Raw genomic sequence first — 26171 nt, 5'->3', positions numbered from 1 at the left:
AATTATTCATATTTTTTATATATTTTTTGTAAATTAATTTATTTTTGCGTTGTGAATTAGTATAATCAATTTACTGGAAGATATTTAGTCGATTGATACCTATCAACTATTTTCAGCATACGATAAATTATAACAAATCATAGTTTATTATCACACTTAATTATTATATTTTTCAAGGGAGAATACGAAATATGCCTAAAAATAAAATTTTAATTTATTTGCTATCAACTACGCTCGTATTACCTACTTTAGTTTCACCTACCGCTTATGCTGATACACCTCAAAAAGATACTACAGCTAAGACAACATCTCATGATTCAAAAAAATCTAATGACGATGAAACTTCTAAGGATACTACAAGTAAAGATATTGATAAAGCAGACAAAAATAATACAAGTAACCAAGACAATAACGACAAAAAATTTAAAACTATAGACGACAGCACTTCAGACTCTAACAATATCATTGATTTTATTTATAAGAATTTACCACAAACCAATATAAACCAATTGCTAACCAAAAATAAATACGATGATAATTACTCATTAACAACTTTAATCCAAAACTTATTCAATTTAAATTCGGATATTTCTGATTACGAACAACCTCGTAATGACGAAAAGTCAACAAATGATTCGAATAAAAACAGTGACAATAGCATCAAAAATGACACTGATACGCAATCATCTAAACAAGATAAAGCAGACAATCAAAAAGCACCTAAATCAAACAATACAAAACCAAGTACATCTAATAAGCAACCAAATTCGCCAAAGCCAACACAACCTAATCAATCAAATAGTCAACCAGCAAGTGACGATAAAGCAAATCAAAAATCTTCATCGAAAGATAATCAATCAATGTCAGATTCGGCTTTAGACTCTATTTTGGATCAATACAGTGAAGATGCAAAGAAAACACAAAAAGATTATGCATCTCAATCTAAAAAAGACAAAAATGAAAAATCTAATACAAAGAATCCACAGTTACCAACACAAGATGAATTGAAACATAAATCTAAACCTGCTCAATCATTCAATAACGATATTAATCAAAAGGATACACGTGCAACATCATTATTCGAAACAGATCCTAGTATATCTAACAATGATGATAGTGGACAATTTAACGTTGTTGACTCAAAAGATACACGTCAATTTGTCAAATCAATTGCTAAAGATGCACATCGCATTGGTCAAGATAACGATATTTATGCGTCTGTCATGATTGCCCAAGCAATCTTAGAATCTGACTCAGGTCGTAGTGCTTTAGCTAAGTCACCAAACCATAATTTATTCGGTATCAAAGGTGCTTTTGAAGGGAATTCTGTTCCTTTTAACACATTAGAAGCTGATGGTAATCAATTGTATAGTATTAATGCTGGATTCCGAAAATATCCAAGCACGAAAGAATCACTAAAAGATTACTCTGACCTTATTAAAAATGGTATTGATGGCAATCGAACAATTTATAAACCAACATGGAAATCGGAAGCCGATTCTTATAAAGATGCAACATCACACTTATCTAAAACATATGCTACAGATCCAAACTATGCTAAGAAATTAAACAGTATTATTAAACACTATCAATTAACTCAGTTTGACGATGAACGCATGCCAGATTTAGATAAATATGAACGTTCTATCAAGGATTATGATGATTCATCAGATGAATTCAAACCTTTCCGTGAGGTATCTGATAGTATGCCATATCCACATGGCCAATGTACTTGGTACGTATATAACCGTATGAAACAATTTGGTACATCTATCTCAGGTGATTTAGGTGATGCACATAATTGGAATAATCGAGCTCAATACCGTGATTATCAAGTAAGTCATACACCAAAACGTCATGCTGCTGTTGTATTTGAGGCTGGACAATTTGGTGCAGATCAACATTACGGTCATGTAGCATTTGTTGAAAAAGTTAACAGTGATGGTTCTATCGTTATTTCAGAATCCAATGTTAAAGGATTAGGTATCATTTCTCATAGAACTATCAACGCAGCTGCCGCTGAAGAATTATCATATATTACAGGTAAATAAGTATTATATTAAACCCGTAAAATTTATAAGTATAAACAAGGAGTTCGGACTTAAACATATTTCTGTTCATAAGTCCGATTTCTTATTCAATTAAACCCGAGGCATTCAGTTCGAACGCCTCGGGTCATTTTATATAAATATATTATTTTATGTTCAAATGTTCCTCATCATATCCGTTTCAATTGCCATCTCACACATTTTATAAATATGAGCAAATGTACTTATTCTTAAACATTACTGCCGAGCTTTAATTGACGTTATATTAACTATAAACTACTTTTCCATGACTCTACGGATTCAATGTCACATGAGCGTGATAAAATTTGTTCAATAATAAAGTCATGTTTATCATCTGATCTATCACCAACAGCATCTTCTAAAACAGTAATATAATAGTCTTTATCTACACTTTCTAATGCCGTGCTCAATACAGCTCCACTTGTAGAGACACCCGTTAATACTAAATGATTAATATCATTTGCACGTAAATAAACTTCCAAGTAACTACCTGTAAATGCGCTAAAGCGTCGCTTAGAAATAATCGGCTCATCTTCTAGTGGTGCTAAGTCTTCAAGTATTCGTGTAGATGCATCTGCTTCAGTAATCGCATATCCTTGAGCTTTAATTGTTGAAAACACTTTATTACTCGAGGAGACATCATTAAAATGCTTATCTAACACTAAACGTATGAAAATGACTGGTATTCGATGTTGTCTTGCTGCTTCAATTGCTCTCTGATTCGCTTTAATAATATTTTTTATTCTAGGTACACTACTCGCTATACCTTCTTGCATATCCAAAACTAATAGCGCCGTTTTTCGAGACATCTTCATTCTCCTTTACTTCTGTAGTTCTAAGTCGTTAAATTCATTATAACGTTAAAATGATGGACAATCTATTCATTGCATTTTGCATATACTTCACAATAATTTAAGGGGGAAATAAGACGTCTTATATACTTAAAAAAATATATAGATGCTCTTCCCCCAATATAATTATGCTTTATTTTTCAACTTATTGCGTCGTGATAACCAAATCATTAGTACACCCATTGCACCAACAATTACAGATATCGGCAACCAATGTTCTTTTATCGTTTCCCCCGCTTTAGGCAAAGATACATTACCATCAGCATTTAATAATCCACTTAACAATCCATTACCTTTACCAAGTGTTAACGTCTTTTCTGGCTTTGGTGTGGGTATATCTGGAATACTGTCTAATAAATTTGATCCTTGATTCATTAAATTTGCTAACTTATTTAAATCCGTTGTTTTCCCATTTTTATTCAATCGATCTAGTAAACTTGGACGATTTACTATTGGTGATAAAATATAGTCTATATCTTTTTTCGTTTGATTGAGTCTCTTTTGTAAATTCAATAAATCATCCGCTTTACCATTCAATGCCGATTTAACTAAATTAAAAATTTTATTTTGATCTGTTTCTATTTTAGTAATTAAATCTGCCAGTAATTTTGCCTTTTGTCTTTCTATACGTGTTGCTAAAATCGTTTCAATTGCTTGTTTTTTATCTTTGGCATTATTCAAAATTTCTTTTAATATATCATCTGAAGACGTGTCGCCAGTTGATGCAAAATGTTTCTTCAATTGGTCAACGATTTGGCGATTTGATAATCCTTTATTCGTCCAATCTTTAGCCAATTTATCTGCTTCAGCTTTTCCTAATTTCGTTTGTAAAATTTGAGAAATCAATAGCGACTTATCTTGTGATTGATCAATCAATGACGTTAATAAATCATCACTCGTTGTCAGAGATAGTTGATCAATATGACGAGTAATTTGATCTGCAATTTGTTGATCCGTTTTACCATCAACACGTATATCTTTTAGAATTTTATCTGCCTCGTCTTTATTAAATATACTTTCTAAAATGCTTTGTGTAGCATACTTTTTATCATCAGTACGTGCAAGTTCTTCCAAAATAATATTTCGTTGACTTTTTATACGCTCTTTCGTCTTATTTACTTCGCTCATTAAGTCTGATTTTTGATTTTTAGGAAGTTGCGTATTTGCAATACGTTGATCTAAAGATTGTAACGTATTTAGTTTATGATATGTGTAATGTTGCGTTGAGGCATTACTTTTAGCCAATTTTTCAATCATAGCATGATTAATTTTATCGCTTCCTTGTAATTTATCAGTGAGTCGATTACTATGGCTTTGATTCTCTTCATTTGAAAGGAATTTATTTAACACAACATGTCCAGAACCATCATTATTTGGCGTTTTAGCTACTTCATGATTACTATCTGTTGTAGACACTGCTGGATCTTTCGATGCATCTTTCAATGCATCTTTCGATTTGTGTATTTGCTGATTCAAATGGTCTAGGTCTTCTAACGCCTTATTTACCATTGCTTCATCATTTTTATCATCTTTTTCTCCATGTTTTGTTGTAGCCGTTTGTGACATATCATTTTTCATTGCATTAAGATCGTCCTCGCCACTTTGTTGACCCCTATCAACATTTGAAGAAACCTCATTTAAATCTTTAAGCAATTGATCTAATTTACTGTCTATATCACTTTGACCGTTCATTTCAGTGTGAGAACTTTTATTGTCTTTGCTATCCAACTCATTAGCTCGTTTTATGATTTCATCTATTTGCGATGCTGTTTTCGCTTCATTTAGTTGTGCTTTATAATGTGCTTTAGATGAAGCCGATAACTGTTTTAATTGCTCAATTTGACGAATTGCTTTGTCAACTTTGTCTAATAAATCTTGCTTAGATAATATCTCTTTTGAAATTTCAGTATTCTTTTCAGATGCAGCTTGGGCATCGTACGGCAAGATATTCGTTAAAATGATACTTGTCGCCATCATTGTCGAACACGATAACTTTACATATAATTGAAACGATTTCCCTCGATATTTAGCCATCAACATACTCCTTTCTCACTTACTTCCTTCAAAGAATTACATACTATTATATACCTGTTTACAAGAAATTTACACTTATCTATCTAGTTATTGTTGTTAGTAATTATCCACTTATTACTTAGCTTATATTTAAGTAAACAAAAAAGCATGACGTAATATCATATTGTCCATGTCGCTAACATCATATTACGTCAAATCTTTTATATTAAATGATGTTTTATTTTAGACTGCTTTTTCTTTTTAGCTTTCGAGCGCCTGTTTAAAAACTTGCTCGAATTGTTCACGCGAGATTTCGTGTGCATGTGCTTTTTGTGCTAATAAAGCATCTCGAAACTGTTGTTGATCTTTCAAACTCTCTAACATTTGTATTAATTGGTCTTTACTTTCCATTGTTATCTCATCATTATGCTCAAATAAGTGCTCTGATAATGTTACTTTAGCATGGTGTGCGGTTTGACGATAACCTAAAATCAACAACTCATAGTCAAACGCTTGTTCCACCGCATTTAAAATTTCATTACCCTCATTGATATCAAGATAAATATCACATAACTGGTATAGTTCATTTACCCTGTCAATATTAATAGATGGGTATAAATGCACATTAGCATATTGATCAAGTTGCATTAGCTTATCAGACATCTCTGTAATAGCAGCGATGTGAAACTTAAAATCTGGTAAAGTTTCAACCAATACCTTGATGTTACGAAGTTGATCCGAGTTAGTTAATATTACAATTTCTTTAGTATATCTATTACGACTACGATAGTTATATAGATATCCGCCTTGTAAAATACGAGATTGAACCTTTGCGTCTGCTATATTGAGCATCGTTTCATATTCGTTTTTATCTGGAATAATAATATTACAATGTCGTTTCATATCACCTTTACACATCAATTGCATATTTCCCGGGACATTACCATTACAGTGTTCTTGCCATACCAAAACATCACTACCTTTTGATGGCAAATTATATAACACTGAAAATGGTAGGGCTAGTGAGTTAATAACGAAATGATGTTCCGTAATTTCAAGTTGCTTGATAAAAAATAATACGAATGCGAGCTTTGAAGGGAAAAAGTAAGACTTCCCTTGCCAATCCAATATGACATCAGATGTTACAAAATTTTCATAAATCACTTCTTTACCTTCTGCTGTCATATATTTCTTCAAGATCGCTTTACGATTTAAATCGTAAACAGTTTGTGCAAATTTAATACCATTCTTAGAATAATAATCGACAAATCGGACACGTTGTTGGTCATCAAACCATTCGACACGACTAACAATTCTAGGGCGCTCTCCACTTTGATAAAATATTTTGCCTCGTAGACGTCCCATATCATTAATTGTAGCCGAATTGTTGTTACCTTTAATTTCCCAAAAAGCTGGTACAGTAACCTGATTAAAAAATCGTGGTTTCATATTTTCTGTATTATGATTATCTGCAAAAAATTGATACGGTGATATAACATCGTCCGGTAAAAAGCCATTGTCATTGAGTACAATTGTTAAATCTTCTTCCAACTTACTCGCTTTAAAAGACTCATATAACTTTCGTGAATGATCGTTAAAGTAATCAAATAATTTAATCATGTAGCACCTCTTGAACTAATGTTTCCCATTTTAAAATAATATCTTGAGTCATAAATTGCTGTGCCACTTCATAAGAGATGTCATGTGGTGTCTGGGGACCATTGTTAAAATACATTACAATGGCATGAGCTAGTTTTGCGATAACATCATCCACACTATCTTCGTCGGTATCAAAAGGTACCAAGTAGCCATTTTCCCCATCTCGAATAAAGGTTGGGTTACCATAATTCACATTTAATCCAATCATACCTAGTCCTGAGCCTACCGCTTCCATTAGTGTTAACCCAAAACCTTCGCTAGTTGATGCAGAAAGAAATAACTCATAATCATTATAAATTTCATCAAGTTTAACATGCCCTAGTAAACGAATATAATCTTGTGCGCGGTGTGTATCAATAATTTTACGCAGTCGCGTCTTCTCGCTACCTTCTCCATAAATATCAAATGTTAATTCTGGCACTTGTCGTTTAGCCACGATAACCGCTTTGACAAGCCAATCAATATGTTTCTCATTCGCTAAACGAGATGCACTAATCATCGCATATGGCTTTCTTGATAATGTTGGATATGATAATGCATCAATGCTTCCCACAGGAATAGTATAAACACGTGGGCGATAACCTTGATATTGCTCAAATTGTCGACAAACCATATGATTTTGAATATCTGTTGCTGTAATAAAGAAATCAATGTATTTAGCTTTTGAAAATTGATATTCATAATAATTGTTCCATAGTATATGCTGCTCACTCATCATATTATTACTATAATGATCAGCATGAATCACAACACCAACTTTACTATCACCTTTATGCTGCAAAACAGCCTGACCAATATCAGAAGCGCGGTCTAATATGACAATATCGTCTCGGGTTAAATTCAATCGTTGTAAAAAGTATGCAATAAATTCCGTTTTGTTATACAACACCGCATCTTCAAACACATATATAGAGCTGTCTCCATCAATATATTCGTTATAAGCGATGGAACCATCTTCATTATAGAATTGTCGCATATATAATTTCGCTTTATTATCAGCTGGTGCATAATACTCAGAAAATATACGCGTATAACTATAAAAATCTTTACGTACTAACATACTATTAATTACAAATTCTGCACGATCCACAACATCTTTTTGTTCATTTTGTAGATAACATGTTACAAATGATGATTTCCCATTAAAATATAGACGGACTATCTTACCATTTCTTTCTCTAAAACTAATTTCATGACCAAGCTCACGTTCAATGTCATCTAACGTGTACGTTGTTGGTGCTATAGAAATATCACTAAAATACTGATACAACCAAATAACTTCTTGATCTTTAAACCCAATGTTTTGCGTTAATGTCTGTATGTTCTCTGACTGTATAAAATCTAAAAACACAAATTTAGTGTCTTGATTTGTACGTCTCAATAATTTAGCACGGTAAGCTTGTGCATATTCAACACCGCTACTCGCCCAGCCTATACCAAAGTTTATATTATATATTGTCATGCGCTACCCCTTTTCATTTATGGAAAATGTATAACTGGCATACCCTCTTTATCAAATGTAATCATGCTTTGACAAATATTTTTCACCATTCTTTTTTTGATATTTCGTGTCATAACTTCAAATGAATCTAATGCAACTCTATGTATTCAAAAATAGCGTTACGTTGCCCATTTTGTCGTTGATTAACGCTTGCTTTTAATTGTTGTAAATAGTCGACTTGTTCTAACCAACATGAATCAATTGCTTTCAAAAAGACTTTTTGAACGAAAATATTATAATAATATGCACTTTGCATGTTTTTACGATTCAAAGCTAATTGCTTTTCAAATTGCTCTAATAAAAATGTCACTACTGCTTGCTTATCTTTAAAATTAACACAAGCCACATCTTTATTAAATTGGAAACTTAAATTTTGATAAATATACTCGACAACACGCGATTTTGTTAGCACCTTTTCCTCATTTACAAACATTTCAAATACATCTTTAGCTAACGCTTTAAAATCTCGATTCTCAGCATCATCTATTTCTAAAACTCGATTGCGTTCCTCGTATACAAGATCTCGCTGTATACTAATGCTTTTTTCAAATTCATTAGCCATTTCACGAGCTTTAACCCCTTGTTCTTCCGAGATACGCTGCGCTTTAACTACAATTTGCTTAACTTTGCGATTAAACAAATTACTTTGCGATAATCGTTGTGCATCTAATGAATATAATTGATTATTTTCCGCTAAATTACTATCGCTCCATCGCTTAACTAAATAATCATCTAGTGAAATATATATACAAGATGATCCCGGATCCCCTTGTCTACCAGAACGACCACGTAATTGCCTGTCTACACGGCTATTTTCCATATGTTCATGAATAATAACAGCTAATCCACCTAATGCTTCGACACCTTCACCAAGTTTAATATCTGTGCCTCGACCTGCCATACTAGTCGCAACAGTCATGGAACCAATTTGCCCTGCTTCAGCTATCATCTGCGCTTCTTTTGCAACATTTTGCGCAATGAGTAAATTATTAGGAATATCCATTTGGAATAATACTTTCGAAAAGTATTCAGCCGCTTCAGCAGTTCTCGTTATGAGTAAAACCGGTCGCCCCGTTTCATGAAGTTCAACTATATCATGAATCATCGCGATGTTTTTCTCATCAACTGAACGAAACACTTTATCTGGTTCATCGATACGTTGAATCGCTTTATCAGTTGGTACTTGTACGACTATTTTTGAATACAAATCAAAGAACTCTGATTCGCCTAATTTTCCTGTAGCTGTCATACCTGAAAATGATTCAAAAAGTTTAAATAAATTCTGGAAGGTAATTGTTGCCATAACACTTTTATCTGTTGAAACCTCCATACCTTCTTTCGCTTCAATAGCTTGGTGAAGTCCAGCTTGCAACTTAGTTCCCGGTAACATACGACCTGTAATACGGTCAATTAAAACAATATCACCATTATATACAAAGTAATCGACATTAGATTCAAACAAATATTGTGCGCGCAGTGCTAAATTAATATTACGCACTAGGACCATCGCTTGTTCGCTATATAAATCTTCAACATTAAAGTATGATTGTGCCGCTTCAATACCTTGATTTAACAGCCATATTTCTTTTTTGGTCTTCTTCATTTTAAAATGCACGTCTTCAATCAATGTATCTACAAACTCTTTCACAATATGAAATAGATTTGATTGTAATCTTGGTGCACCCGAAATAACTAATGGTGTTTGAGCAGCATCTAAAATGATTGAATCCACTTCATCAATGATACCGTAATTTAATTGTGGTAAAAATTTCCCTTCCGCACTATCAGCCAAATTATCAATTAAATAATCAAAACCGAGACGTCCATTAGTTGTATATATAATATCATGTTCATATATATTACGTTTTTCCCCTTTTTGATACTCATAATCCACAATATCAACAAAACCTAATGAAGCAGTTAAACCTAACCATTCATATAATGGTTGCATCTCTTCAAAATCTCGCTTCGCTAAATAATCATTCGTTGTAATTAAATATGTTCCTTTTCCCGAAAGAGCATTTAAATATAAAGGCATCGTTGCCGTTAATGTTTTACCTTCGCCTGTTTGCATCTCCGCAATGTTACCTTCATGCAATACAATCGCTCCGATTAACTGAACTTCTTTAGGATACATACCTAATACTCTCCAGCTCGCTTCACGTGCCACTGCATAAGCTTCAGGTAACAATGTATCTAGTGTATCAACTCCTGATGCTAAACGTTCTTTAAATTCTATTGTCTTTTGTTTTAACGCATCATCAGAATATGATTTAACTTCATCGCTCCATGTATTGATGCGTTTCACTATTTTTCTAATCGACTTTAGTCTTAATTCGTTTATCGTAACATCTAGTTTATGTTTCATTTACTTCCCCACCATTCAGTTTCGATACATCTAAGTAATCTAAAAATCGTACTGGATTCATTAAACGTGACATATAATTTAGATGTTTGTCTTGCTCTTCTTTAAAATAAACCTCGACATTTGTATCTTTTAGTTCATGATTTCCTGGGACATGTTCTGTAAGCCATCCTTTTAAATCATCATCTTCATGGCTTGTACGATACACTTTGCAACCCAAATGCTGAGCGACATAAGTTGCAAAAACATTTGACTTTGACCCATAACTAATCAAATTAATAGCCTTTAGGGTATCTTGACTTTGCAAATCATTCTTTAGTTGCTTAATATTTCCCTCGATATTGTCGTCCATCCAACGTTCAACGAGCCAAACATGACCAAACAGTTTCAAAAAATCATTCGAAATAGTTGGATAGGTGTCAGATGGTTCTGCAATAATGACATTGATCATATCATTTCCATATTGGTCATCGCCTATCTTCGTCACCCGCATGCTTTTATACTCTAAATCATCTTGATGCGTCATCTCTGTGATTGTTAAACATCTAAATATAAGACTCGTCGATGCTGCATTCATCATTTTTATTTTATAAGCATAGGCTTCATCAGGATATTGAATCGTAATACTATTTGACTTTACAATCTCAGTACTTAGTTTTGTGCCATTTTTATTATAAAAAATGATGATAAAATACACTGAACCAGCAGGCGTTGCATCAAAATCAAAATGCAATTTATAATGCTGTCCTCTACGCAAAATTGGTAAACTTGGCGCACTTTTATATTTTGAAAATTGCTTTAACATCAACCACTCATGAATCGGTAATCCAGAGGGCATCAAAGGATTTATAAAAGTCACTTCACCATTTGAAAATGATACTTTAGAGCCATACATAAATGTAGTTTGTGAAATATAATTCCAAGTAACTTTAAATGTTTTGTTTTTCAGCATGTTGAACTCTCCCAAACTTGTCTTCCAAAATAATGTTGTAAAAATTAACAAACCAACTTGCAATGGTAGGTGAATCATCATTATGTCGCCCAGGAATACTGCGATTCATCACTCTTGCTTGGTGTGCTGTCAATACAGGTAATAGCTCTTGAAATGCATGTGGATCATAATCATCATGTTGCATATATGCTATGGCAAAAACAGTTTGTGACAATGATTTCTTTTGAAATGTTTGCCAAAATTTTTGATTTAATGCCTGTATCGACGCTTGAGATGTATCACCTTCATTAGACACCAGGACGTCTAATGCTGTACCGAACTCTTCTGGTCTAAGTAATCGCATATGTTCAGCAATCGTTCCAATATTAACAAGTGGTTTACCAACAATAATTGCCTGAGGATTTAACTGAGCACCATAATACAAGGCACCAAATGAACCCATAGATAAACCAGATAATATTAATTCATGTGATTTAAAATTCAGCTTTTCTAATGTCTCGTCAATAACATTGATAATACCTTGTTCATATTCAGATGAACCGATATAAAAACTACCACCTTCAACACGAGGATCGCCGATAAGTAAAAACGGTGCATTCATACGTTTCATCATATAATATCCTTCGAAACCTTCCGCTGTTCGATAACCACTAAAATATACGTTTAGTGGCGGTTTCATATCACCAGGGTGGAAATAATAAATAAATTCCTGTCGTTGACTATCTACGAAACGACTACCACCAAGTAAAAATTGACCCATGTCTAATCTAGACCATCGTTTGTGTATAGGTCCTAAATGTACCGTCCCGTTCCCACGCGCCTTAACAGTTACACTTATATAAGCATCAAATGGTTTCGCAGGTATCTCTAAGGGACTGTCTAACATATCATCAGTCAATACGATTTGTTCAATTAATGCACCATCAGCGCCAGTCTGAATCAATCTAAATGTATATTGCAACTCGAACGCACCATCAATATCAAATTCTGGCCATATTTGAATGACTTTATCTTTATCGTAAACGAGATTATTTTGCCAAGATGCGATAGGTTTAAATTCTTTCCCAAATTCTCCACTCAATGTGAGCTCTGAATTACCTTGGTAAACGACATCTCCTTTAAAATTCGGATGCACAAGTGCTAACTTAGGAGAAACCTTATCTCCATACTGTCCTGAGAAGCTAACTGCCTCTAATTTATTATTACGTTCTTCAATATTCCGGTAATGTAATGGTTGAACAACGTATTTTTGGACATTTTCGTCTTGTTCATATTCAACTGACCAAAATGATTCATCAACATACGTATTGTATGGTTCGCTTATCATTTGTAATAAATTCGTTAATGTCTCCGAGTATGGTGCTTGAATATAGATAAAATCAAAGCGCCCTTCTGCTTCAACAATCGCTTCAATAGCCTCTACATAACCACTATCAAATTCAAACAATCCAATATCGAAGTAATCCCAACTCACACCTTTTTTGTGTTGAAAAATAGGTTCTAAATCGTCTCCTCCAATTTGCAAAACTCTAAATTTACGTGGCATCATTTTCACCTTCTATTAACTCATCGAGCTGATTAATAATATTCTTAGAAGCATATGCATCTATTAATTTTAAAGAATAGGCGTACGCATAATTCCAATTTTTCAAATAAAATAAATAATAATTTAACGCATCATCTAATTCATCAACTGTATTTATAATACGGCCATTGTCATAATCAGAGACGTAATCTGTTTGTTGACCATTAATTTGTGGAATCCCAGCGCTAATTGCACTAATTTGTAAATACAAGTCAGGTTCTTTTGACATATCTATCACAAGTCGCAACGTCCGCAATGCTTCTACAACATCATGTTCAGCATGTATCGTCTTAACAGCAATGATGTCATCTTGATCTTCAGGTGTCATTAATGCTGAAACATTAACATCCGCATTCTGTTTAGCTTGGTATTCCTCATTTACCGACGTAATACATTCACGAAGCCACATCGGTATGTCATTTTGATGGCGCGATAATAAAATTAAACGGTAATAATCTTCCTGTGCGATATAATCCACAAGTCGTTGCATCATTTGTTGCAAATCAGCGTCACTCATACCATCTATCCATACACCTATAAATGTTTCCATCAATTGACTACTTATATTAGGTGATTGTCTCGTTTCAAATGGTGTGATTCGAATCATTGTATTCTCCCGCTGATACTTCTCTTGATGACTAATTAAATCACGTTCTAGTTGCACACTATCAACAATTAAATGGGCATTCTTTACGATAGATTGATATTCCTCATCTGACACAGTTTCATTTCTATTTTTAAAAAATGAATAACTTAACAATTTCGCTGGAATATGATTGGCTATTTGTCGATTGTGCCTAGCATCTGAAGCCACAATCACATGATCATCTTCATGTATTTGTTGTGCAATCATTGCTTGAAATTTTTCTTCAATTAGTTGAGCCATATTGTTATATTCTGTTTGTTGATAGTGATGTTGATATCTTTTTGATACAGTGACTCTGCCATTTTTCAAATCTTCATGAAGTACACAATCTCCATTAATCGTTAAATATTCTTGGTAAGAAGCCTCTCCCTGATCATCAAAATAACGTATCGCTGATAAATAACCTCTGTCATCAAAAATATAACGCCGTTGTAACTGATCTCTTTCAAATTCTTCAAACCAAATTGAATACCCTTCTTGACTAAAATAAATATTTGTATAGGTCTGTTCACTCGTCACACATTTTAATAAATACGGTGTGTACACAAACTCAACATCATCCGGCCATTTTAAGTGATGATAATTAATCGCTTGTGGCGCATGGTGACTGAATCCTTGAATTTCATCAAACACAGACGAATACTTTGTCTCATATAAGTCATATCGATGTAAAAATGTTCTTAAATTTGGTGCATGATTGAGAACAATCAGTTGATAATCTAAGTCATTTTCAAGGTGCATTCCCATTAAACTAATCATATCGTCAAATTCCGTCTTATTTTGTAGTTGATAATACGGCACAGTCGTGTCTTGCCACCATCGTTGGTCATCGTACCAAGCTGGAATAAAGTATTTCATAATTACCTCCTTACCAATACTGGTTTAAAAATGGCTTATATTTATCAAAATATAAATATGTACGAATTGTTTCTGCAATATTAATACTGATGTAAACTAATACAATCAGTTGTACTGAGAAATAAATTTCAGTAGATAAATGCGGTACAAACAATGTGAAATAAAGCGGTATACCAATAATGACTGTAACTAATGCCGATCCAAACCAACATACGCGTCGTGCTTGATAATTTAAATAACGTTCTGTATCCTTACCAGGTTTAACTCCTGAAAAATAATTGCCACTCTTTAAGAAATCTTTGGATTTTTGTTTAGTATTGATTAAAAATCTCGATAAAAAATAACCCAATAACATTTGAATCACTAAATATACTGAAATACCTACTGGACTATCAAATGTCAGCATTGGCATGTCATCTGATATGCTTTTATTAAACATAGATAAAATAAAATGAATGCCACTTTTCAAGAAAACAAAAGCTGAAATACTCATCATTAAAGTAATACTGCCTGCAGGGTTAACTTTCCAAGATAAATAAGATTTCATATTTGTTGCGGAAACGTTCATTAAATCGATATATGGTATTCTCACTTCTACTAATTCAATAAATAATAAGATAAACAATGTGATTATCACAAGGATGATTAACAACGCAATCACAATATGACTTGCATCTATATATTCCATTTTTTGATGCATCATTGATTTAATAATACTAACCATTAAAATCGGCATTGGTCCTGCGATGCCGTAGCGACTATTTTTGTCAGCTAACCAAACTAATAACATCGTTCCAGTAACCAAAATCAATATTGTTAAGTAAATATTGTCTTGATGAACACGTTCTTTCGAAACATATTCATGAATCACAAAATAACTTTGAATAACACTTAAAATTAATGTTAAGATGCGCTCTTTATAATGCTTCTCAAGACTTGTTTGTTTCATGTATTTATCCATATTCCGATAAGAAATCAGCATCAAGATAATCATTGATGTTAACCACGGACCTAATCCTAAAGTGAAAATGTTTAAAGTATTAACGTCTCCACCCATATTAGAAATAGCTATTTTAAAAAATGACTCATGTTTTACTTGCATATCGTTATAGGAAACGATGGAAATGTTTGTGCCTAATATATAAATAAACAAGATAAAACATGTGTATAGCATACGTTTATATATAATTTTATATTCGTATTGTTGTAAAAGTTTTAACATGTTGCACCTCTTTTATATCAAAAACATTAAAAAGACTAAGGGTTCATCACTAATTATTAAAATCCTATATCGATTTTTCTAGTGATTGGTGCCTCAGTCTTTTTAATTTTAGCCAGCTATAAATTCAATTTATGCTTGAGAATCATCTTGATCATTTTCATCTTTCTTTTTCTTTCTCTTCATTAAACCTAAACCAACTAATAATGTCATAACGCCACCTAGTAATCCATTTTGTTTTATTGAGTCACCTGTATCTGGCAATCTTTTTTCACTTTGTGCTGGCGTGCCATTATGTTTAGTCACTTCAGATGTTGCACTTAATGTAGACTGAGATTCACTCGTGCTCGTTGTTGCTTCACTTGATAAGCGAGATGTGCTCGTGCTGTGAGTATGATGCATACTCATTGAGTCTGACGGATGCATTGAGTTAGATTCAGATGTACTTGTTGAGCCGGACATACTTGTTGATGTTGAGTCAGAAATGCTTTGTGAACCAGACATAGATGTACTCAGTGATTCGGATGTGCTTGTCGAATCGGATGTGCTCAATGACGTTGATGTGCTTGTTGACACTGATTCTGAGTCGCTCACTGAAGTCGAGTTGTGCGTTGAACCGGACATACTTTGTGACATTGAAACACTTGTTGAATCGGATTCACTCATTGATGTTGAGTCAGATACGCTCGTTGAACCTGAACCAGACGTACTTAATGATTCAGATATGCTTGTTGAAGTTGAACTACTTGTTGAGTCCGATGTACTTGTCGATGTCGAGTCTGAATCTGATGTACTCAATGATTCTGAGTCACTGATAGAAGTTGAATCACTTGTAGATTCTGATTCTACTGTACTTTGTGAACCACTGATACTTATTGAAGTAGAATCACTGATACTGTCTGATGTTGATAATGATGTCGACACCGACGTGCTTTGTGATGTCGATGTACTTGCACTCATTGACATTGATGTTGATATCGATGTACTTAAGGAACCAGATGCACTTGTACTTGTTGACTGGCTTTGTGCCATAGAATCACTTAACGACTCTGATGTACTCGTTGAGCTTGAGTCACTTACACTTGTTGAACCTGATATTGAGTCACTTAAACTTGTCGATGTTGAAACTGATACGCTTCCGCTCATTGAGTCAGATGTTGAAAGTGATGTACTCGTTGAATTTGATCCACTGATGCTAGACGAATCACTTGTAGACATTGAGTCGCTTTCTGATGCACTGATGCTCATAGAGTCAAATTGACTATTACTTGTTGAGCTTGACTGCGAATCGCTCACACTTGTTGACGTTGATTCTGATCCACTCATACTTTGCGAGCTACTCAATGATTTTGAATCACTTAATGAATCCGAAGTGCTAAGACTTGTGGAACCACTTAAAGATATTGATCCACTTAATGAGTCGGAGTCACTTGTACTAGTAGAATCACTCATTGATATTGAATCACTTAGCGAGGTAGACTCGCTTACGCTTTCTGAACCACTTAATGATGTTGAGGTACTCAATGAACCAGATGTACTTGTTGAAGTCGAACCACTTGTCGATTTTGAATCACTTAATGAATCAGATTCACTCACGCTTTCCGAACTTCTTAGTGACGTCGATACACTTAATGATGACGAATCGCTTGTGCTTACTGAATCGCTCATCGATTGTGAGCCACTCAATGAACTAGACTCGCTTACACTTTCTGATTTTCTTAATGACGTTGAGACGCTCAATGAGCCAGAATCACTTACGCTTGTTGAACCACTCATCGATTTTGAGTCACTTTCAGAATTAGATTCGCTTACACTTTCTGAATCATTTACAGATTCTGACATACTTTGTGAATCAGATATGCTTGCGCTCATTACTTCACTAGCCGATGTTGATGTGCTTGTCGAATCACTTAACGATATAGACACACTCATCGAACCAGATGTACTCGCACTTGTTGAGTCTGATGTTGAATCACTAACACTATCAGATAATGACGTTGAATCACTCATACTTGTTGATGTACTTGTTGAAAGCGACATACTTTGTGAATCACTTGTACTTGTACGCATCGAAGTACTAGTTGAAGCTGATGTACTACGAGAGTCACTTGTTGATGTTGATGTACTTGCTGATCCAGATGCACTTGTACTTCTTGATGTGCTTTGTGAATCGCTTAATGATGTTGATGTTGAATCGGATTCACTTGTACTTTCTGATGTTGAGCCAGATTCTGATGTACTTACCGATGTTGATAAACTTGCAATGGTCGACATGCGGTTTGAAGTTGATGTACTTAGCGAATCACTTAATGATGCTGATGTGCTTTGTGAATCGGATTCACTGCTTTGCATTGACGCAGATGTTGAATCACTTAAAGATGTTGACGACGAATCGGATTCACTTGCGCTTGCTGAGTTACTGAGCGATGTTGACGTACTTGCTGATCCTGAGTTACTTGTACTTGTTGAGTCACTAAGCGATGTTGATGTACTTTCTGATGTTGACTCACTTGCACTTGTTGAGATACTTTGTGAATCAGATTCACTCTCTGAACCACTTAATGATGCTGATGTGCTTGTTGAACCTGATTGACTCGTACTTTTAGATATACTTGTTGAATCGCTTAGTGACGTTGATGTCGATGTGGATTCACTTTGGCTTGTTGACTGACTTGTATATGATGATGTGCTTTGTGAATCGGATTCGCTCGTGCTTGTACTTGTTGAGTTTGAGGCACTTTGGCTTGCTGAGTTTGAGTCTACTCCGCTTTGATTCATTGATGCACTTAGTGACAATGACGTACTCGTTGAGTCAGACAAACTTGTACTCGTTGACGTACTTGTACTTCCTGATGTTGATTGAGACATACTTATGCTCATTGATGTTGAATCGGATTTACTTTCACTTGATGATGTTGAGTCGGATTCACTTTCACTTGTAGAACCACTTAATGATGTGGATGTACTAATGGAATCAGATTTACTTGTACTGATTGAATCACTTGTCGACATTGATGTACTTAATGAATCAGACTTACTATCACTTGTGGAATCACTTAATGATGTTGACAAACTTGTAGAGTCAGACAAACTTGTACTCGTTGACATACTCAGTGATGTTGAAACACTCTCGCTCTTAAACGTTGACGTTGATTCACTGATACTTGTCGATGTTGAAATGGACGTACTACCACTTGTTGAATTACTTAATGATGTTGATGTGCTACCAGATTCTGATGTACTGTCTGATAATGACGTACTCTCACTTGTCGAACTACTCACTGACTCTGATGTTGATTCAGACGTACTTTCACTTAATGATTCACTTAAAAAGGCAGATGCACTTTGTGATTCTGAATCGCTAGTACTATTTGATTCACTTAATGATATAAACGTGCTCTCTGAAGCAGATATTGCTTCACTTATAGAGTCGCTCGTTGACGTTGATTCACTTATTGAATCAGACTCTGATGTACTTAAGCTTGTGGAATCACTCATAGATGTTGATGTACGTTCTGAATTACTTGTACTTAACGATGTCGAAGTACTTACCGAACCAGATGTGCTCGTAGAAGCACTTTGTGATATTGATTCACTTGATGCAGTTGATGCTGATTTGCTATCACTCGTTGAATCACTAAACGACGTTGATATGCTCATTGAATCGGATTGACTTGCACTCATTGAACCAGACGTACTTTGTGATTCCGAAGTACGTACTGAAGCACTTGTCGACGTTGATGTACTTGTTGAACCTGATTGACTAGTACTTTGTGATAATGACTTACTATCAGAATCAGATGTACTTTGTGAATCACTTAATGATTCTGATGTACTACCTGACTGAGACGTGCTCATTGAACTACTTACGGACATTGATTTACTGTCTGATGCAGATAATGACCCACTTGTACTGATAGAGTCACTTACTATCTCTGAAGTACTCATCGAGTCTGATGTACTTGTTGAGACACTTTGTGATGCTGCTATGCTTAGTGATCCAGAAACAGAACCACTTGTGCTCGTCGAATCGCTCAATGATTCTGATGTACTCATCGATTTTGAATCACTTGTACTTAATGATATTGATGTACTTTGTGAATCTGATTTGCTTGTTGACGCACTTTGAGAGTTGGCTATGCTATTTGAAATACTGATAGAGTCCGAGGTGCTAGCTGACTCGCTCAATGATGTTGATGTACTAATTGCATTCGATGTACTGTCACTTAATGATGCTGATGTACTAGACGACCCTGATATACTCGTTGATAAGCTTTGTGACTTAGACAAGCTTCCTGATGTACTCATACTTAATGAGTCACTGAGTGATGTTGATGTACGCAATGAATCAGATGTACTTGTTGATAGACTTTCGGATTTTTCAGTACTGCTAGAGTTTGAAATAGAATCGCTTAATGATGTTGATTTACTAGCTGAATCCGACATGCTTGATGATACACTTTGTGAATTCACTAAACTTGTGCTTGTTGAGCTTGATACACTATTACTTTCAGATGTGCTTAATGACTTAGATGCACTCACAGAATCAGATAGGCTTACACTTGTCGATTTCGAGGTACTAGCTGATGTAGATACCACAATCGATCCTGATGTACTCGTTGATGCACTTTGTGAGTCAGCTTTACTTGTTGACACACTTTGAGATTGTTGTGTACTTCCTGATGTTGATACGGAATCACTCATGCTATTTCTTGTTACTTCATATTTAAAAGTTGTCGTCGTTTTGTTACCGCTCGCATCTGTAGAAACGATTGATATAGTACTTGTACCAATGTTTGTTGGTGTACCACTAATAGTATTATTTGTACTATCAAATGTTAGTCCGGATGGCAATCCAGTCACTGTATTCGTCACCGCATTTCCACTGTTATCTTGCGTAGCAATTTTAATCGGGGATATTGGTGAATACACTTCTGATGATTGATCTCCTATTGGTGTCACTGTTGGTGCTGTCGTATCCACAACATTTATTGTAAAAGTTGTCGTCGATTTGTTATTTGCTTGGTCAGTAGACACAACTGTCACTGTTGATTGACCAATTTTTGTTGGTGTCCCAATGATTGAATTCGTTGCACTATCGTAACTTAATCCGCTTGGTAATCCTGTAACTGTATTTGTCACAGTCCCAGTACCATTATCCGTTGTAGTCAATACAATAGGATTCATTGTTTTACCCACTTCTATGGTTTGATTGCCTACAGTTACAGTTGGTGCTTTTACATCAGTAAAATAATATGTCACTGATTGTCCAGCATTCGTCATTTTTACAGTTTTATTTGTATCATTATAAGTTGACGCATATGAACTATCGACGGACGTGTAGTTATATCCTTTAGCAGTCAATGCAGATTGCTGATTATCGATTGTCACGACTTGATCAACATTTCCTGAATATGTTTTTGGTGGAATAATATCTTTACCTGTTGTTACATCAACGTATCTCACTTGTGTAACAGCAGACTCTGTATATTCGAATGTTCCAAATTGTACTTGTTGTAAATTTGTCGCGCCACCTGTTGAGGCTGTCATTGATAATGAAAAGTTGGTCGTACCACTTTTCGCAATCCAATCTGAAATATTACGTGTCCATGTTTGACCTGCATATTTGACAGTCATAACCTTTGTATCACCATTATAGTTAATATCAAAATCTTGGAACGTGTTATTTGTAGGTTGAACATTTAACTTCGCAGCATTATCAGCTGTTGAACTTGATGTATACGTTGTCGCAACACCATAACTATCTGTTGTTACAAATGCACCAAACGCACCTCCACCAGCTACATTAGATGGGTCAGCATTCGCCTTTGCAGCTGAATTTGGTTTAGATGTATTGTGATACGTATCCAATTTGAAGCCAAATGCGTTACTTAAGCCACCAATACCTACTGCGGCACCGTTTAACCCTGTTTCACCTAATACACCTGGTGAAAAGGCAAAACCGATACCATCTCCACCATTTCCATGCCCTTCATATTTGTTACCTAAATTTACTTTTCCAGAAAAATGAAAACTCTTATTAGAGTCAATACGTGTTCCTAATGTAATAGCACCTTTTTGGCTGTATGCATCCTGTGTTAACGTCACAATACCGGTACTTTGATCATAGGTAGCATTACCTGACGTTGTCATATATTGTTTTAAGTTATCTTTATTAACTGTAATTGTATTAGCAGTTACTGCGGTTGTCGTCGCTGCTGACGCAAATGTTGACATAGCTAAGCGACTGAAAGTTCGAAGTTTTACTGGTGCGGTGCTAGTTGACGTTGTGCTAGTTTTGTTTAAGTTGACCGAAGATGGCGTTGTGCTTTGTGAAGTGTTATTTGATGCAGTACTTTGATTTGTTGATGTATTAATTGGTTGTTCTGTACTTGAAGTTGAAGCTACAGATTTAGTATCAGAACTTGATGTAGTATTCTTTGAGGATGTTGATTCTGATGTAGATGTCAATTTCTCTTGTTGATTGCTTGTACTATTAGTTGTCGAAGTGACCTTTTCAGACTTTTCACTTGAGACTGTGTCACTATTTGATGTTTGTACCGAACTACTATTTTTCGTTACACTTGTGGAATCGGCTGTTGATGTTGATGCTTCGATTGTCGTTGAGTTTTGATTACCTACTGTTTCACTTTGTGTGTTTAATTCAGAAGTTAATGGTGCATCAGAAGCCGCAAAAGCTTGCTGGTCATGCAACATATTTACCGTGAATGCACCACCAATAACCGCCGTAGTTTTCAGTCCGTATCCCGTCATTTTTTTACTAATGCTTTGATTATCTTGACTCACTAAACTATGACTAATAAATGGTAGCCCCATAATTTTGAACATTTCTATTTCTTTAATTCCGGATTTTACCCAATTTTTTCCAGATTTATAAAGTCTTACTCTTGTTTTTTCGTTTGCTAAGCTGTCATGAAATGCTTTCTGTCTTTTACTCATGTAATAACTCCTTGTATTATCTTTACATTCATTAGATTATAATATATGCCACTATTCAATTTAATACAACTCTTTTTTGATACAAAAATACTCATTTTGTTAAAATTTGTAAAAATTCATTTTTATTCGTCTAAATGTAATCGTTTTCATATTTTTAAAATTACTTTTTCTCGTTTATGCGTATAATCTTTTTTTATATAAATTTGGCTAATTGGCTTTATGTTTAATCATTATAATTGTTTCGTTTTTAAAATAATTATTGTATTAATATATCTATACCATCCACCTTTTATTTATAAATAGTTAATTTACAACTAAACGATAAATATTATATGCAAAATACATCTTTAATATTAAAGTAATACCAATATTTTTTCAATAAACCTAGTGTAATATATGTGTAATTCTAAAAGATTCTTCTTTAAAAATATAAATACCACGACATATTGCTTTAACATTTTCATTTATAAAGCGAAAAAATGCATCGCTACTAAGTTGAATGTTTAGTAAGGATGCATTGAATTCACTAAAATGATTAAATTACTTATATCTTTTCATCTGATTGATTATCGAAATTTCTTCCTTCTAAACCTGCTAACTCTTCTTTAGAAGCTGCAGGTGCTTTCATTTCAAATATCTCATTCACTACTGTGTAATCGTAATATCCTAATCTGGCAATAGGTTTAATCGACTTAATGTCCAATTTACCATTATCAAGAATAACCTTATCGTCAATATGAACTTGGGCAACTCTTCCTATAACAATATCTACGGTAGATACTGGATCTCCAGTTGGAATACGAATCGTTTGAACGTACTCACATTCAAAATGAACTGGCGATTCTTTTACACGATATCCTGGAGCTTCTATACATTTTTCCTTTGTTACACCTGCAAAATTAAATTCATCCTCTTCTGGTGGCAATGCTTTCGATGATAAATTAACTGCTTCTCTTAAATCATACGTTGCCATATTCCACACAAACCAACCTGTCTCTTCAGCATTTTTCACTGTATCTTTACGTTCGTGATCACCAAGAACGGATTGATTTGCTGCGAACATAACCATAGGCGGATCCCAAGTTAAGTTTTGATACTGACTATAAGGCGCTAAATTATCTTTCCCATCTTTCGATACAGTAGAGATCCACCCTATTGGACGTGGTACTGTACTACTTTTAAATGGGTCGTGCGGTAAACCATGACTTCTTACACCTTGTTTTGGCGAATAATTCATACTATCTTCACCCCTTATAAGTAATTACATTTAAGGTTACGCCCTCTTTACATAAGCGTCTAATATAAATAAACAATTTATTTATAAGTAGAAACTATATATGACGTGGTTGCTTATAATTTGCGTTCTTGATTCGAAAAATTCAGATAAGGATTTATACAATTAATATTTATGATATCTTTTGTAAATTTAATTAATTATAGTTACTTCAATCATGATTAGTTTATAATAATAAAGTGAAATTGAAAAAGACAGCTATTATGCGATGAGCGAAAAACTTCAAGTAAAACAAGAATTTAACGGCGTTACAAGGCAATACTTGAATTTCAGAACAGATAGTATCGATGATCTGGATAAGTTCAAAAAAGAATTCAAACCTGTTATGCACTTAAAAGGTGATGCATTCAATCAACAGTTACAATCTTTGATTAACAAATATCCACAAATACAAAAAAATATGAAATCAGAGTTCATTGCTTATTATGATAAAGAAAAAAATAGAGAAACAGTAAAAAACTATGCTTGGAACCTTCAAAAATCTATAAATGACATTATGCAATCATATCCTAGCACAAAATTTGTACAGTTTTATAAAGATGATGTTTCCCCGTCAATGGTAGATGGAAATGGCCGTTTAAAATCGGATACTAATGTAATTTCCATCGAGGGAGGAAAGTATGATGAGAACAAATGATCATATAACCGATTTAGATGCTATTGAGTTAAGTAGCGGTTGGAATTACAATTCGAAATTGGAGACTGGCAAAAATGCACTACTATCAGATAGCCTTTTAAGAGATATTAAAGTATTAAGTTCTAATGCTAAAGGCGACGCTGACATACTAGAAACAGAACTTCGTGCTGTAATAAACTCAATGTCTCAAAACGAAGGTAAATCTGTTGATGCACTTAAAAATAGTACCGCTTCTCTAAAAAACAATCTAACCAAATTAAAAGAGCAACTCGACAAAACTACACATTAATTTCATACATTTTGAGTGAACAGAATTATATTTCCATAGCAAACATTCCTAAACTACACATACGTTACATAATTGATTCATTTTTATAGAAACGGGTAAAAATGATAAAGTAATCATCTTTCACAAAAAATCAAATATTGGGAGGAATTAAATATGATTTTGCGTTACGCAACGAATTTAAAACTTGCGAAAGAGCTATACCAAGCCAGTAAACCTAAATTGCAAGAAGATAAGGGTATGATTGAACTGTTTGAACATACTTTTGGCTTGCAAAAAGAACTTGTAAAATACGTCGGCATTGCAGAAGCAACTACTGCTGCTTTATACTCAGCTAGCTTTATCAATAAAAACATTTCTCGCCTTGCATCACTATCAACGATAGGCATTTTAAGTGTAGCTGCTTACAAACATTTCGAAGCTGGCCAAGGTAAAAAAGGTGCACAACATGCATTAAATTTATTAGGTCTTGCTACTTTAAGTTTACTAGATACATTTTCTTGTAATAAAAAATAGTCTTCATTTTAGAAGCACATACTTTAGCACCTGTGTACTTTTGATTCAATTCATAAACGGTATACCGCTATAGCATGTGTTTTATTATTTTTCTGGTCTCTTTATCGTAAATATTCCCCCTAATTTAGCATAATCATTTCCGGCTAAACGAGAAACAGCCTGTAATGCGTGTGGATTGATTTTAAAATCACCCTCATAAATACTGTCATCAATATGATAAGTTACAATTTCACCTATTATTAAATCAGCCCCATCTAATACATCTCCAAGCAATATCATTTGCGATAGTTTACATTCGAATCTCATTTTCGCATCTTTAATTCCTGGCGTCTTAATCGTTGTAGATGTTAAAAGTGATAATTCTGTACGACTCAACTCACTGTCACCATATGCTAACGGCGCTGCAGTCTCATTAATATCTTGAACATTATCTTCGTCTGTAATATGCACAACAAAGTCTCCAGTCCGTTCTATATTTAATGCAGTATCTTTTCTCTTACCTCCTGCACGTTGAACTGCAATAGCAATCATTGGCGGATGATTATTAACAATATTAAAAAAGCTAAATGGTGCTGCATTTACTGATGCATCTTGATTTAATGTTGTAACAAAAGCTATAGGTCGTGGAATAATTGAACCAATTAATAATTTATAGTTTTCTCTAGCAGTTAATGATTGTGCATCAAACGTATACATAATACCTACCTCTTTTCTAAGTATATCTAGGTATTTCTCCGATTTTGGTTAATTTAAACATCTA

Annotated in this window: 14 protein-coding genes and 2 pseudogenes; 4 read left to right on the top strand and 12 right to left on the bottom strand. The window is 34.2% G+C overall.

All coding sequences use genetic code 11. The annotated features are described in order from the left end of the window. Positions 1-191: 191 nt before the first annotated feature. Positions 192-2051, top strand: coding sequence for an amidase domain-containing protein (locus JQN76_RS04085; RefSeq protein WP_001125609.1), 1860 nt, complete (start codon positions 192-194; stop codon positions 2049-2051). A 266-nt stretch (positions 2052-2317) separates the two neighbouring features. Here JQN76_RS04085 and JQN76_RS04080 read toward each other — a convergent pair whose 3' ends face one another. From JQN76_RS04080 to JQN76_RS04030, 11 genes and pseudogenes are all read right to left on the bottom strand, one after another. Beyond that, complete coding sequence (locus JQN76_RS04080) at positions 2318-2878, bottom strand: cysteine hydrolase family protein (protein WP_000088195.1); 561 nt, start codon at positions 2876-2878, stop codon at positions 2318-2320. A 168-nt stretch (positions 2879-3046) separates the two neighbouring features. Then, positions 3047-4954, bottom strand: a complete 1908-nt coding sequence (sasF, locus tag JQN76_RS04075; RefSeq protein WP_001151919.1) for a cell-wall-anchored protein SasF — start codon at positions 4952-4954, stop codon at positions 3047-3049. Positions 4955-5194: 240 nt separating this feature from the next. Next, positions 5195-6553, bottom strand: coding sequence for an accessory Sec system glycosylation chaperone GtfB (gtfB, locus tag JQN76_RS04070; RefSeq protein ID WP_000593155.1), 1359 nt, complete (start codon positions 6551-6553; stop codon positions 5195-5197). Then, complete coding sequence (gene gtfA / locus JQN76_RS04065) at positions 6546-8054, bottom strand: accessory Sec system glycosyltransferase GtfA (RefSeq protein WP_000158426.1); 1509 nt, start codon at positions 8052-8054, stop codon at positions 6546-6548. The genes gtfB and gtfA overlap by 8 nt, the downstream gene beginning before the upstream one ends. A 17-nt stretch (positions 8055-8071) precedes the next feature. After that, positions 8072-10461: pseudogene (secA2, locus tag JQN76_RS04060) on the bottom strand (accessory Sec system translocase SecA2). Continuing rightward, complete coding sequence (asp3, locus tag JQN76_RS04055; protein ID WP_000916731.1) at positions 10451-11410, bottom strand: accessory Sec system protein Asp3; 960 nt, start codon at positions 11408-11410, stop codon at positions 10451-10453. Before asp3 ends, secA2 begins: the two are co-directional and overlap by 11 nt. After that, a complete protein-coding gene (gene asp2, locus JQN76_RS04050; RefSeq protein WP_001137464.1) occupies positions 11388-12956 on the bottom strand; it encodes an accessory Sec system protein Asp2 in 1569 nt (522 codons plus the stop codon). Before asp2 ends, asp3 begins: the two co-directional genes overlap by 23 nt. After that, a complete protein-coding gene (gene asp1 / locus JQN76_RS04045; protein ID WP_000873196.1) occupies positions 12946-14499 on the bottom strand; it encodes an accessory Sec system protein Asp1 in 1554 nt (517 codons plus the stop codon). Before asp1 ends, asp2 begins: the two co-directional genes overlap by 11 nt. Before the next feature lie 10 nt (positions 14500-14509). Continuing rightward, on the bottom strand, positions 14510-15721 hold the full coding sequence (gene secY2, locus JQN76_RS04040) for an accessory Sec system protein translocase subunit SecY2 (protein ID WP_000916116.1): 1212 nt from the start codon (positions 15719-15721) through the stop codon (positions 14510-14512). A 129-nt stretch (positions 15722-15850) separates the two neighbouring features. Beyond that, positions 15851-22678, bottom strand: coding sequence for a serine-rich repeat glycoprotein adhesin SasA (sasA, locus tag JQN76_RS04035; protein ID WP_001836726.1), 6828 nt, complete (start codon positions 22676-22678; stop codon positions 15851-15853). A gap of 544 nt (positions 22679-23222) precedes the next feature. After that, a complete protein-coding gene (locus tag JQN76_RS04030) occupies positions 23223-23915 on the bottom strand; it encodes a flavin reductase family protein (RefSeq protein ID WP_001109879.1) in 693 nt (230 codons plus the stop codon). A gap of 235 nt (positions 23916-24150) precedes the next feature. Between JQN76_RS04030 and JQN76_RS04025 the strand changes: the two are divergent. The 3 genes and pseudogenes from JQN76_RS04025 to JQN76_RS04015 all read left to right on the top strand — a co-directional run. Then, positions 24151-24609 (top strand): annotated as a pseudogene (locus tag JQN76_RS04025) (hypothetical protein); the annotation flags it as partial. Then, on the top strand, positions 24596-24898 hold the full coding sequence (locus JQN76_RS04020) for a hypothetical protein (protein WP_001260013.1): 303 nt from the start codon (positions 24596-24598) through the stop codon (positions 24896-24898). The pseudogene JQN76_RS04025 and the gene JQN76_RS04020, both read left to right, overlap by 14 nt. Before the next feature lie 153 nt (positions 24899-25051). Beyond that, positions 25052-25411, top strand: a complete 360-nt coding sequence (locus JQN76_RS04015) for a hypothetical protein (RefSeq protein WP_000603480.1) — start codon at positions 25052-25054, stop codon at positions 25409-25411. Positions 25412-25495: 84 nt separating this feature from the next. Here JQN76_RS04015 and JQN76_RS04010 read toward each other — a convergent pair whose 3' ends face one another. Next, entirely contained in the window at positions 25496-26107 is a 612-nt protein-coding gene (locus JQN76_RS04010; protein ID WP_000287917.1) for a flavin reductase family protein, read from the bottom strand. Between the last annotated feature and the right edge of the window lie 64 nt (positions 26108-26171).

It is taken from the genome of Staphylococcus sp. SM3655, assembly GCF_016917315.1.
Taxonomy (GTDB): Bacteria; Bacillota; Bacilli; order Staphylococcales; family Staphylococcaceae; genus Staphylococcus; species Staphylococcus aureus.
This window is presented reverse-complemented; position numbering and strand designations above follow the sequence as displayed.